Below are 12,754 nucleotides of genomic sequence, written 5' to 3'. Positions count from 1 at the left end.
GCGGGATACCTGCTTGCACGTCCCATAACTCGAATCCTCCCAAGATCGGGAGTCTCCGGACTTACCGGGACGGCTCACCCGACGAGATCAGGAGCCAGCTGCGTTTAGATCTCGACGTCGAGTGCGTCTCCCCGGTGTCGGACGCCGCGACGACGGGCGCCGGCATGGCCGAGCAGAGTTGGGCGAGGGCACTCCCAGCAATGCCCGCGACGTGATCACCGGCGGTGTACTGGCCGAGTGGACGGGCGTTCGAGAGGTGCCGCACTCCGCTCGCGACCGGCCGAACAACGCGCGCGGGCGCCTCAGTGGTCGAGGGCGTGCTGCTTCGTTCGGTCCGTCGCACCCGCGTTGACGGTGACAGTCAACTGCCATAGTGTGGTTCCATTGGTCGACCTGAGTGGATTCGTCGGAAAGGTATATCCGTGACCGGAAATAGATTCGTCGTTCTGACCAATCCCATCGAGGGTGAAGACGAAAGTTTCAACAAGTGGTACGACTCGACCCATGTGCCAGAGGTGCTCGACGTCCCGGGTGTGGTTGCGGCGCAGCGCTACGACCTCGCCGAGTTGAAGATTCCCGACGACGAAGAACTGCCAACGCAGCTGCCGCCGCCGGCCCACCGCTATCTGGTGATCTACGAGCTGGACAGGGAGCCCGAGGCGGTAATGGCCGAGTTCCTCAAGCGGGTGGTGTCCGGCAAGCTGTCACTGGGCGAGACGCTCGACCTGTCCACCATCTCGATGACAGGCTGGACGCCCCGCGGGGAACGCCGGTTGGCCGACTGAGGTGACCGAACTCCGAACCGTGATGCGGCCACCGCGCGCCCGCAGGCGATTTGATTCGGATTACGGTTCCTGACCGACCACCGGCTGGACCAAGTTCGGTGTCGACCCGGCACCAAAGCCACGACCGCGAAAAGTTCGGCGCACCCTGGTGATCCGACCAGCCCAACCAGCTCCAACCAGTAAGGCGTGAAATGTCTTTGGCGATAACGGAAGATCATCGTGCGCTGGCCGAGGTGGCTAGGGCGATGGTGGCGGGCCGCAACGGTGTTGCGAGTGCGCGGCAGATCTTGCTTGACGAGCAGCAAGGTGGGCGGTGGTGGGAGAGCGATGGGTTGTGGAAGGAGATCGTTTCCACCGGCTGGTTGGGGTTGCATGTCGGCGAAGAGTTCGGCGGGCAGGGTTATGGTGTGCCGGAGCTGACTATTGTGCTTGAGCAGCTCGGTCGTGCGGCTATTGGTGGGCCTTTTCTTCCGACCGTTGTGGCTTCTGCGGTGATTGCCGAAGTTGGCACTGATGAACAGCGGAAGCGTTGGCTGCCGCGGTTGGTGTTGGGTGACATTGTCGCGGGTGTCGGGTCGGAAAGTGAGGCCCGACTGGCGGATTCGATCGTCAGTGCCGGTGCGGTCGCGACGATCGGTGAGTTGAGTGCCGATGTGTTCTTGTTGCCGGTGGGTGATGATCTGGTGTTGGTGGAAGCGGGCGATTCGGTCCGGGCGACACGCACCCACTCGGTGGATCAGTTGATGCGGCCGGTCACTGTCCTTGAGTTGTCTGAGGTGCCGGTTGCCGAGGTGTTCACCGGTGCTGCGTCGGTCGCTGGGCGGATTGTGCGGTTGCTGGCTGCTGCCGAAGCGGTCGGCGGGCTTAGCGCGTGCACCGAGCAGGCGACCGCGTATGCCGCTACCCGGGAGCAGTTTGGTAGGCCCATCGGTTCGTTCCAATCAGTCAAGCACCACTGTGCGAACATGCTCGTCGATACCGAGCTTGCCGTCGCGGCGACTTGGGATGCTGCCCGTGCCACGGGTGCGGAAGCCGACCTTGGGGCGGCGATGGCCGCGGGGCATGCGCTGGCCGCGTATCAGCGGGTGGCGCTGCAGAACGTGCAGGTGCACGGTGGAATCGGCTACACGTGGGAGCACGACGCGCACCTTTATGTCAGACGAGCAACTGTGCTGCTGGCTTTTACCGGCGGTCAGGATGGGCTCCGAGACGAGGTTGTTGGGCTCCATGAGCAAGGGGTGCGGCGCGGTCACGCCGTTGAGCTACCCGAGGGTGCAGAGCAGTACCGCCAGGCGGCGCTGAACTTCCGTGCCGAATTGGAGTCCACCGACGTCGGTGGTCGCCAGAAGCTTTGGGCCCGTAGTGGTTATCTGCAACCGCACTGGCCGGCGCCGTATGGTCGGGCCGCTGACAGTGTTGAGCAGCTGGTCATCGAGGATGCTCTGAGTGGTCTGGACAAGCCCAGCCTCGGGCTCGGGGAATGGGTGATACCGACGCTGCTGCAACACGGCAGCGCCGACCAGGTGGAGCGGTTGCTGTGGCCCAGCTTGGAAGGCGAGTTGCGTTGGTGTCAGCTGTTCAGTGAGCCTGGTGCCGGTTCGGATGCGGCGGCGGTGGCCACTAAGGCCAAGCGCGTCGATGGCGGCTGGGTGATCACCGGCCAGAAGGTGTGGACTAGCGATGCGGTGAACTGCCAGCGCGGTTTGGCCACCGTGCGTACCGACCCGAACGTGCCTAAGCACAAGGGCATCACGGCGATGATCATCGACCTTGCCGACCCGGCCGTGCAGATCCGCCCGCTCACCGAGCTGACCGGCGAAACCCTGTTCAACGAAGTGTTCTTCAATGATGCTTTCGTGCCCGACGATGCGGTCGTCGGTGAGGTGAACGCTGGATGGGCGGTCGCGACGGCGGCCTTCGGCAACGAACGGGTGTCCATCGGCGGCGGCTCGGTCACGATGACTGCCGACGCGCTCATCGACTTGCTGTCCCGTCATCGGGCCGGCGACACTGGGCTGGCCCGCGAAGTCGGTGCGCTGCTCATTGAGGCCTACACGCTGGCCGCGATGAACCTGCGGCAGGCCGCGCGCGCGGTTTTCGATGCGGGTCCGGGCATCGAAGGCAACATCGCCAAGCTCTTCGGGGCCGAACACGCCCAGCGCGTCGCCGAGCTAGGATTGCGCATCGCGGGTCCGGCGATCCTGCTGGGTGGTGAGCCGCAGGTGGTGCACGACTACCTGTTCAGTCGGTGCCTGACGATCGCGGGCGGAACCTCAGAGATCGTCAGAAATCTTATTGCCGAACGCATCCTGCGCCTGCCCCGCGATCCGGCGCCCAAGTAGAACGGAGCACGACATGACCTGTGCCGTCGTCGGGATCGGACGCACCACCTACAGCCGCAACTCCGGCCGAACTACCCGAGGAATGGCGGTGGCGGCCTGCCGGGACGCGATCGCCGATGCCGGGCTGACGCCAGGCGATATCGACGGGATCTGCACCTACATGGTCAACGACTCCGAGCAGCCGATTTTCGTCGGGTGGGGGCTCGGTATCGATGAGCTCGCGTGGGCCAACGCCATGTATGGCGGTGGGAACCTGGTGGCTGACCAGATCGCCACTGCTGCAGCGGTGATCGAGGCTGGCATTTGCAAGGCGGTACTTGTCTACCGGTCGCTCAACGGCCGTTCCGGCTACCGCTTGGGGCACGTCGACGGACCGATGCAGGTACCGCATCACGACCAATTCGACACCGCCTCGGGGTTTATGGTGCCGCCACAATGGTTTGCGATGTGGGCCCGCAGGCATCAGCACGAGTACGGTTCGACGTGTGAGGATCTCGGGCAGATCGCGATCACGCAGCGCCGCCACGCCGGGCCTAATGAGCATGCGCTGCGCCGCGAGCCGCTCACCATGGACGACTACCTGGCCGCGCGCTGGATTAACGAACCGTTTCGGGTGCTGGACTGCACGACTGAGGTAGATGGTGCGGTGGCGATCCTGATCACCGGTGAGGACATCGCCCGCAACACCAAGCAGCCCCCGATCTGGTTGGTCGGATCGTCGAACTCTCAGGGCGGCGCAGGCTGGACCGAATGGGATGATCCCACCGAAATGTATTCGCGTACGGCCGGTCCAAAGATCTGGCAGAAGACCGGATTGACACCAGCGGACATGGATGTCGCCTGTATGTATGACTGCTTCACCTACACCGTGATGGCGACCATGGAGGGCTTCGGGTTCTGCGAAAAAGGAGAGGTCGGCAAGTTCTTCTCCACCGGGCGTGCCACCTATGGCGGCGATGTCGTCGTCAATCCGCACGGGGGCCTGCTGTCCGAGGGTTACATCCACGGCCTCAACCACCACTACGAAGCCGCGTTGCAACTGCGCCATGCGGCCGGAGCGCGTCAGGTCGACGACGCCCAGCTCGCGCTGGTCACCGCCGGCGGCGGACCTTTCGGTGGGGCGAACGTCTACAGCAGGGAGAAACCATGACCAATCCAGCGTTGCTACCTCCCATTCCGGTTCCGGACCCAGACACAGTGCCGTACTGGGAGGGGTTGAAAAACGGCAAGCTGATGCTGTGCCGCTGCGACGACACCGGCACGTGGATCCACCCACCGCTGGAACGTAGCCGGGTCACCGGTGGTCCCGTTCATTTCGAGGAAGTCAGCGGCAAGGGCACGATCTTCAGTTACATCGTGGTCCGCCAAGCCCTCGTTCCGGGCCGGACACCACCGTACGTCGTCGGTCTTGTCGAATTGGCCGAGCAGCCCGGCCTGCGGATCAACGCCGTCATCGATGCCGACCCGGCCGACGTGCGCATCGGCCAGCAAGTCGAACTGCGCATCGCCGATCTCGGCGAGAGTGGTTACCGTATCCCCGAATTCGTCATCACATAGCCAGCACAGGGAGCAACACATGGGAAAAATGGACGGACGCGTCGCCTTCATCACCGGAGCGGACTAGTGCCGTGAGGCATTAATTCGGCCGCGGTAGTTTGCCGATGCGGGCCAGGATTTGGTCGGCGGTTTGCTCCAGACGTAAGGGCGGGTTGCCGTTCCGAGTCTGGATCCAGGCGCGGATGTAGGCGTTGAGTGGAGGCACTGAGGTAGGGGTGCCACGGCGCAGCTGCTGGGTCGCCACCTCCGCGAACCAGTATTCGACGAAGTTGAGCCACGATGAGCCCGTCGGGGCGAAGTGCAGTACAAGCCGGGATGGCTTGCCGCCAACGCTTCACCGTCGGAGTCGTGCGGGTCGACGCCTTATCCAATACCAGGTGCACGTCGGGATCTATGGGGACTTCGGCGTCGATCTTGTTGAGGAATGCCAGGAATCCTGGGAGTGGTAGGGCGTGCCATGGGTCGATCTAGCTGACCCCGAGGCGAGATCCAGCGCGGCGCACAAACCCGAGGAGGCTTGCCGGACGTCATCGTGGCTGGCCTGCTCCGGCGCGCCTGGCAGTCTTGAGGGGGCCCGATTGATGGTCCAGGCGCTATGCGGCTAGCTGGTGTTGGGTCGTGGTCCATTGTAGGGCGAACTCAGTTGGGGTGAGCCCGCGGCGGGCGGGGTGGGCCGACTGGCGATCATCGAGGCGCTGGGCCGGACCTCAACGGGCAAGTGGGTAAGGCCGAACTGCGCGAGGAGCACTTTGCACATCCGTGACAAGGTCTTTGTGGTCAATGACGGCCGAATCGCCACCCCGCGTTGACTGTGACAGTCAACTGCCATAATCTGACCACAACGGATTGTATGACCCGATCAGAAAGGGCAATCAGTGGCCGAGAACCTCTTTCTTGTGCTCACCAACCCCGTGCCGGGGCCAAGACGAGGCCTTCAACGAGTGGTACGACACCCAGCATGTGACGGAGGTTCTCGACGTGCCGGGCGTGGTTGCGGCGCAGCGCTACGAGCTCTCCGAGGTCACGGTGCCCGAGGACGAGGATCTGCCGGCGGTGTTGCCACCGCCGAGCCACCGCTACCTGGTGATCTACGAACTGGACCGCGACCCTGACACGGTGATGGCGGAATTCCTCAAACGTGTGATGACGGGCAAGTTGTCGTTGCACGAAACGCTGGACCCCACCACCGTCTCGCTGACGGGCTGGAAGCCCCGCGGCCCACGCCGAGTGGCTGAACAGTAGTGGGCGACCTACTGACCGTCATGCACGCTCAGCGTGCCTGTCGGCGCTTCGACCCCGACGCTGACGTCCCCGACGCTGACGTCGAGCAGATCTTGCAGGCAGCGGTGCACGCCCCCAGTGCCGAGAACACCCAGCCCTGGGTGTTCGTGGTGGTCCGTGACCCGAACACGCGCCTGCTGCTCGCCGAGTGGTGGACCGAGACGTGGAACGCCGGCGGCGGCGACTTCATCCGCCAAAGCCTCGACGATAAGGCGCTGATCGCCGACCTGGAATATGGCTTCAACAGAGGGGGATTCGCGGCGGCGCCTGTCGTCATCGCGGTCTGCGCCGACACCGAACGCGTCGCCGAGATCTATGCTCCGTCATCGATCTATCCGGCGGTGCAGAACCTTCTGCTGGCCGCGGCCGACCTGGGCTATGGCTCTTGCCTGACGACCGGCCTGACGACATTCGGCGTCGACCGCGTCCGCGAACAGCTGGCATTACCAGATACCCTGCTCCCGATGGCAGCCGTCTACCTGGGCACACCCGCCAGGCAGCTGTCAGCGCCCCGCCGCCGGCCCGCGTCCTCGGTGACATTCCGGGAGCGGTACGGCAACACCTGGTGACAATCTGATGAGAATGGAGTACTCCCCGTGTCTTTGGCGATAACGGAAGATCATCGTGCGCTGGCCGAGGTGGCTAGGGCGATGGTGGCGGGCCGCAACGGTGTTGCGAGTGCGCGGCAGATCTTGCTTGACGAGCAGCAAGGTGGGCGGTGGTGGGAGAGCGATGGGTTGTGGAAGGAGATCGTTTCCACCGGCTGGTTGGGGTTGCATGTCGGCGAAGAGTTCGGCGGGCAGGGTTATGGTGTGCCGGAGCTGACTATTGTGCTTGAGCAGCTCGGTCGTGCGGCTATTGGTGGGCCTTTTCTTCCGACCGTTGTGGCTTCTGCGGTGATTGCCGAAGTTGGCACTGATGAACAGCGGAAGCGTTGGCTGCCGCGGTTGGTGTTGGGTGACATTGTCGCGGGTGTCGGGTCGGAAAGTGAGGCCCGACTGGCGGATTCGATCGTCAGTGCCGGTGCGGTCGCGACGATCGGTGAGTTGAGTGCCGATGTGTTCTTGTTGCCGGTGGGTGATGATCTGGTGTTGGTGGAAGCGGGCGATTCGGTCCGGGCGACACGCACCCACTCGGTGGATCAGTTGATGCGGCCGGTCACTGTCCTTGAGTTGTCTGAGGTGCCGGTTGCCGAGGTGTTCACCGGTGCTGCGTCGGTCGCTGGGCGGATTGTGCGGTTGCTGGCTGCTGCCGAAGCGGTCGGCGGGCTTAGCGCGTGCACCGAGCAGGCGACCGCGTATGCCGCTACCCGGGAGCAGTTTGGTAGGCCCATCGGTTCGTTCCAATCAGTCAAGCACCACTGTGCGAACATGCTCGTCGATACCGAGCTTGCCGTCGCGGCGACTTGGGATGCTGCCCGTGCCACGGGTGCGGAAGCCGACCTTGGGGCGGCGATGGCCGCGGGGCATGCGCTGGCCGCGTATCAGCGGGTGGCGCTGCAGAACGTGCAGGTGCACGGTGGAATCGGCTACACGTGGGAGCACGACGCGCACCTTTATGTCAGACGAGCAACTGTGCTGCTGGCTTTTACCGGCGGTCAGGATGGGCTCCGAGACGAGGTTGTTGGGCTCCATGAGCAAGGGGTGCGGCGCGGTCACGCCGTTGAGCTACCCGAGGGTGCAGAGCAGTACCGCCAGGCGGCGCTGAACTTCCGTGCCGAATTGGAGTCCACCGACGTCGGTGGTCGCCAGAAGCTTTGGGCCCGTAGTGGTTATCTGCAACCGCACTGGCCGGCGCCGTATGGTCGGGCCGCTGACAGTGTTGAGCAGCTGGTCATCGAGGATGCTCTGAGTGGTCTGGACAAGCCCAGCCTCGGGCTCGGGGAATGGGTGATACCGACGCTGCTGCAACACGGCAGCGCCGACCAGGTGGAGCGGTTGCTGTGGCCCAGCTTGGAAGGCGAGTTGCGTTGGTGTCAGCTGTTCAGTGAGCCTGGTGCCGGTTCGGATGCGGCGGCGGTGGCCACTAAGGCCAAGCGCGTCGATGGCGGCTGGGTGATCACCGGCCAGAAGGTGTGGACTAGCGATGCGGTGAACTGCCAGCGCGGTTTGGCCACCGTGCGTACCGACCCGAACGTGCCTAAGCACAAGGGCATCACGGCGATGATCATCGACCTTGCCGACCCGGCCGTGCAGATCCGCCCGCTCACCGAGCTGACCGGCGAAACCCTGTTCAACGAAGTGTTCTTCAATGATGCTTTCGTGCCCGACGATGCGGTCGTCGGTGAGGTGAACGCTGGATGGGCGGTCGCGACGGCGGCCTTCGGCAACGAACGGGTGTCCATCGGCGGCGGCTCGGTCACGATGACTGCCGACGCGCTCATCGACTTGCTGTCCCGTCATCGGGCCGGCGACACTGGGCTGGCCCGCGAAGTCGGTGCGCTGCTCATTGAGGCCTACACGCTGGCCGCGATGAACCTGCGGCAGGCCGCGCGCGCGGTTTTCGATGCGGGTCCGGGCATCGAAGGCAACATCGCCAAGCTCTTCGGGGCCGAACACGCCCAGCGCGTCGCCGAGCTAGGATTGCGCATCGCGGGTCCGGCGATCCTGCTGGGTGGTGAGCCGCAGGTGGTGCACGACTACCTGTTCAGTCGGTGCCTGACGATCGCGGGCGGAACCTCAGAGATCGTCAGAAATCTTATTGCCGAACGCATCCTGCGCCTGCCCCGCGATCCGGCGCCCAAGTAGAACGGAGCACGACATGACCTGTGCCGTCGTCGGGATCGGACGCACCACCTACAGCCGCAACTCCGGCCGAACTACCCGAGGAATGGCGGTGGCGGCCTGCCGGGACGCGATCGCCGATGCCGGGCTGACGCCAGGCGATATCGACGGGATCTGCACCTACATGGTCAACGACTCCGAGCAGCCGATTTTCGTCGGGTGGGGGCTCGGTATCGATGAGCTCGCGTGGGCCAACGCCATGTATGGCGGTGGGAACCTGGTGGCTGACCAGATCGCCACTGCTGCAGCGGTGATCGAGGCTGGCATTTGCAAGGCGGTACTTGTCTACCGGTCGCTCAACGGCCGTTCCGGCTACCGCTTGGGGCACGTCGACGGACCGATGCAGGTACCGCATCACGACCAATTCGACACCGCCTCGGGGTTTATGGTGCCGCCACAATGGTTTGCGATGTGGGCCCGCAGGCATCAGCACGAGTACGGTTCGACGTGTGAGGATCTCGGGCAGATCGCGATCACGCAGCGCCGCCACGCCGGGCCTAATGAGCATGCGCTGCGCCGCGAGCCGCTCACCATGGACGACTACCTGGCCGCGCGCTGGATTAACGAACCGTTTCGGGTGCTGGACTGCACGACTGAGGTAGATGGTGCGGTGGCGATCCTGATCACCGGTGAGGACATCGCCCGCAACACCAAGCAGCCCCCGATCTGGTTGGTCGGATCGTCGAACTCTCAGGGCGGCGCAGGCTGGACCGAATGGGATGATCCCACCGAAATGTATTCGCGTACGGCCGGTCCAAAGATCTGGCAGAAGACCGGATTGACACCAGCGGACATGGATGTCGCCTGTATGTATGACTGCTTCACCTACACCGTGATGGCGACCATGGAGGGCTTCGGGTTCTGCGAAAAAGGAGAGGTCGGCAAGTTCTTCTCCACCGGGCGTGCCACCTATGGCGGCGATGTCGTCGTCAATCCGCACGGGGGCCTGCTGTCCGAGGGTTACATCCACGGCCTCAACCACCACTACGAAGCCGCGTTGCAACTGCGCCATGCGGCCGGAGCGCGTCAGGTCGACGACGCCCAGCTCGCGCTGGTCACCGCCGGCGGCGGACCTTTCGGTGGGGCGAACGTCTACAGCAGGGAGAAACCATGACCAATCCAGCGTTGCTACCTCCCATTCCGGTTCCGGACCCAGACACAGTGCCGTACTGGGAGGGGTTGAAAAACGGCAAGCTGATGCTGTGCCGCTGCGACGACACCGGCACGTGGATCCACCCACCGCTGGAACGTAGCCGGGTCACCGGTGGTCCCGTTCATTTCGAGGAAGTCAGCGGCAAGGGCACGATCTTCAGTTACATCGTGGTCCGCCAAGCCCTCGTTCCGGGCCGGACACCACCGTACGTCGTCGGTCTTGTCGAATTGGCCGAGCAGCCCGGCCTGCGGATCAACGCCGTCATCGATGCCGACCCGGCCGACGTGCGCATCGGCCAGCAAGTCGAACTGCGCATCGCCGATCTCGGCGAGAGTGGTTACCGTATCCCCGAATTCGTCATCACATAGCCAGCACAGGGAGCAACACATGGGAAAAATGGACGGACGCGTCGCCTTCATCACCGGAGCGGGCAAGGGTCAGGGGCGTTCCCACGCTGTCCGACTGGCCGAAGAGGGCGCCGACATTGTCGGTGTTGACATCTGCCGCCAACTCGACGGCGTCTTGTATTCGATGGCCACCCCGGAAGACCTCGAGGAGACCGCGAACCTGGTAGAGAAGACCGGTCGGCGGATGATCGCCTGCCACGCTGACGTCCGCGACCGCAAAGCCCTACAGGCCGCGTTCGACCAAGGCGTCGCCGAGTTCGGCTACATCGACACGGTGGTGGCCAATGCCGGCATCCTGCTGAACCGTGTCGACGAGCCCGATCCCGAGGCGGCCTGGGATCTCGGCATCGGTGTCATGCTCACCGGTGTCTGGAACACCCTGCAGATCGCGAGCGCCCACATGACGGAGTCCGACCGGGGCGGTGCCATCGTCGCCACCAGTTCCATGGCCGGTCTGAAAGCACTTACCGACGGCAGCGGTGGCGCTGATGCCTACGCCGCGGCGAAGATCGGCGTCACCGGTCTTGTGCGTGCCTACGCGCAGCGCTTGGCCGCCAAGAACATCCGGGTCATGGCGATCGCACCGACCGGTGTCAACACCTCCATGATTGTGGAGAACCCGGCACTGTTCGAGGTGATCGCCCAGCACGAACATCTCGTCAAAGCGATGACGAATGCCCTGCCCGTCACCATCATCGAACCCGCTGATGTGTCCGAGACGGTGCTGTTCCTGGTTTCGGACAGTGGCCGGTATTACACCGGAACCACGCTGATGCTCGACGCCGGCATGAATATGACCTAGTTGTACCGACCACGGACGTTCGGTACGGCGTGGCGGGGTGCCCTGCGTGTCAGGGTGAGTTGAGTCCAACGGTTCATAGCAAGTCCGCCTGCAGGGCGAGATACGGATCAACTCGACGATGACGATTTCCAGCCTGGCGGTAGCCGGGGAGAATGCGCACATGGATTCAACCCATCCACGCGGTGGCGGCCCTCGACGGCGCCGTTCGTTCAGCCCGGCCGACAAGCTGGCCCACCTGGCCGCCTACGAGCAGGCCTGCGCCACGAACGATGGCGGTGCCTTCCTGCGCCGGGAGGGCCTGTACTCCTCGCAGATCAGCGAGTGGCGCAAACAACGCGACGCCGGGGTGCTCGAGGGCAAACCGGTCGGCAGCCCGGTCGGCAAGCTCACACCCGAGCAGGCCGAGATCGCCCGGCTCAAGCGGGAACTCGACAAGACGAACAAGCGGTTGGCTACCACCGAGGTCGCCTTGGAGATCATGGGAAAAGCGCATGCGCTCTTGGAAAGTCTCTCCGAGAGCGCGGAGCAGCCCGACAAGCCGACCAAGCGCTGATGGACGCCTGGAATGAGCTGCGCCAACACCGGATCACCACCCGCTCCGCGGCGGCGTTGACCGGCATGCACCGCTCGACTGCGGTGCGTCGCGCCAAGCCGAAGCCGGCACCAGCGCAGCCGGCGGTCCGAGTACCGGTCAACAAGCTCACCGCCGCCGAATGCGCCCGGGTCCTTGCAGAACTCAACAGTGCCCGCTTCGTCGACGCCGCCCCGGTGCAGGTGTGGGCCGCCCTGCTCGACGAAGAGACCTATTTGTGCTCGATCTCCACGATGTATCGCCTGCTCAACGCGAACAAGCAGGTCAAGGAGCGTCGCCGGCTGGCGCGGCACCGCAAGACGGTCTGCCCGGAACTGGTCGCTACCGCACCCCGGCAGGTGTATTCGTGGGACATCACCAAACTGGCTGGCCCGGCCAAGGGCATCTACTACGACGCCTACGTGATGATCGACATCTACTCGCGCTACATCGTCGGGGTGCACGTGCATGCCCGTGAATGCGGGGTGCTGGCCAAGGAGATGATGGAGCAGATCTTCGGCACCTACGGCATCCCGCACGTTGTGCACGCCGACCGGGGCACCTCGATGACCAGCAATACCGTCGCCGGCCTGCTCGCAGACCTCGGTGTTACCCGATCGCATTCACGGCCGAAGGTCTCCAACGACAACCCCTACAGTGAATCCTGGTTCAAGACACTCAAATACGCGTCGATGTTCCCCGAGCGCTTCGAATCCATCCACCACGCCAGGTATTTCATGGATGACTTCGTGGACTGGTACAACCACCAGCACCGGCACAGCGGCATCGGCCTGCACACTCCCGCCGACGTCTTCTACGGCCTGGCGGCCGCCAAAGACACCCAGCGCCGCGCCGTACTCGCAGAGGCCAGAGCGCGCCACCCGCACCGTTTCGGCGCCGATCACGCACCCAAGGTCATCGACCTACCCGAGGCCGCCGCGATCAACCCACCCAAACCAGCCGAACAGGAGAACCAAACAGCAGCCGCCTAACACCTGAGCCGTCCCGGTAAGTCCGGAGACTCCCGATCTTGGGAGGATTCGAGTTATGGGACGTGCAAGCAGGTATCCCGC

11 protein-coding genes are annotated in these 12,754 nt (G+C 64.1%); all 11 read left to right on the top strand.

The features are described 5' to 3' along the window. Positions 1–422: 422 nt before the first annotated feature. Positions 423–785, top strand: coding sequence for a DUF4286 family protein (locus BST10_RS21555; RefSeq protein WP_083040633.1), 363 nt, complete (start codon positions 423–425; stop codon positions 783–785). A 191-nt stretch (positions 786–976) separates the two neighbouring features. Beyond that, complete coding sequence (locus BST10_RS21550) at positions 977–3,127, top strand: acyl-CoA dehydrogenase family protein (RefSeq protein WP_083040631.1); 2,151 nt, start codon at positions 977–979, stop codon at positions 3,125–3,127. A 13-nt stretch (positions 3,128–3,140) separates the two neighbouring features. Next, positions 3,141–4,277, top strand: coding sequence for a thiolase C-terminal domain-containing protein (locus BST10_RS21545; protein WP_083040622.1), 1,137 nt, complete (start codon positions 3,141–3,143; stop codon positions 4,275–4,277). Continuing rightward, positions 4,274–4,684: a Zn-ribbon domain-containing OB-fold protein gene (locus tag BST10_RS21540; protein ID WP_083040620.1), complete on the top strand. Its 411-nt coding sequence runs from the start codon at positions 4,274–4,276 to the stop codon at positions 4,682–4,684. The genes BST10_RS21545 and BST10_RS21540 overlap by 4 nt, the downstream gene beginning before the upstream one ends. Before the next feature lie 960 nt (positions 4,685–5,644). Continuing rightward, on the top strand, positions 5,645–5,926 hold the full coding sequence (locus tag BST10_RS21535) for a hypothetical protein (RefSeq protein ID WP_235673558.1): 282 nt from the start codon (positions 5,645–5,647) through the stop codon (positions 5,924–5,926). Between the two features lie 20 nt (positions 5,927–5,946). Then, complete coding sequence (locus BST10_RS21530; protein ID WP_242665682.1) at positions 5,947–6,534, top strand: nitroreductase family protein; 588 nt, start codon at positions 5,947–5,949, stop codon at positions 6,532–6,534. A 27-nt stretch (positions 6,535–6,561) separates the two neighbouring features. Then, the gene (locus tag BST10_RS21525; RefSeq protein WP_083040631.1) at positions 6,562–8,712 is read left to right on the top strand and encodes an acyl-CoA dehydrogenase family protein; all 2,151 of its coding nucleotides are present in this window, start codon (positions 6,562–6,564) and stop codon (positions 8,710–8,712) included. Between the two features lie 13 nt (positions 8,713–8,725). Further along, entirely contained in the window at positions 8,726–9,862 is a 1,137-nt protein-coding gene (locus tag BST10_RS21520; protein WP_083040622.1) for a thiolase C-terminal domain-containing protein, read from the top strand. Next, on the top strand, positions 9,859–10,269 hold the full coding sequence (locus BST10_RS21515) for a Zn-ribbon domain-containing OB-fold protein (RefSeq protein ID WP_083040620.1): 411 nt from the start codon (positions 9,859–9,861) through the stop codon (positions 10,267–10,269). Before BST10_RS21520 ends, BST10_RS21515 begins: the two co-directional genes overlap by 4 nt. Positions 10,270–10,288: 19 nt before the next feature. Then, positions 10,289–11,110, top strand: coding sequence for a mycofactocin-coupled SDR family oxidoreductase (locus tag BST10_RS21510; RefSeq protein ID WP_083040618.1), 822 nt, complete (start codon positions 10,289–10,291; stop codon positions 11,108–11,110). A 160-nt stretch (positions 11,111–11,270) separates the two neighbouring features. Continuing rightward, positions 11,271–12,673, top strand: a protein-coding gene (locus tag BST10_RS21505) for an IS3 family transposase (RefSeq protein ID WP_109559611.1) whose coding sequence is annotated in 2 segments (ribosomal slippage) — positions 11,271–11,612 and positions 11,615–12,673 — 1,401 coding nt in all. Because the reading frame shifts where the segments join, the coding sequence is not laid out codon by codon here. Positions 12,674–12,754 lie beyond the last annotated feature (81 nt).

The sequence above is a fragment of the Mycolicibacter algericus DSM 45454 genome (genome assembly GCF_002086455.1).
GTDB classification, from domain to species: domain Bacteria; phylum Actinomycetota; class Actinomycetes; order Mycobacteriales; family Mycobacteriaceae; genus Mycobacterium; species Mycobacterium algericum.
The sequence above is the reverse complement of the archived record's forward strand: the minus strand, read 5'-3'. Positions and strand labels throughout refer to the sequence as shown.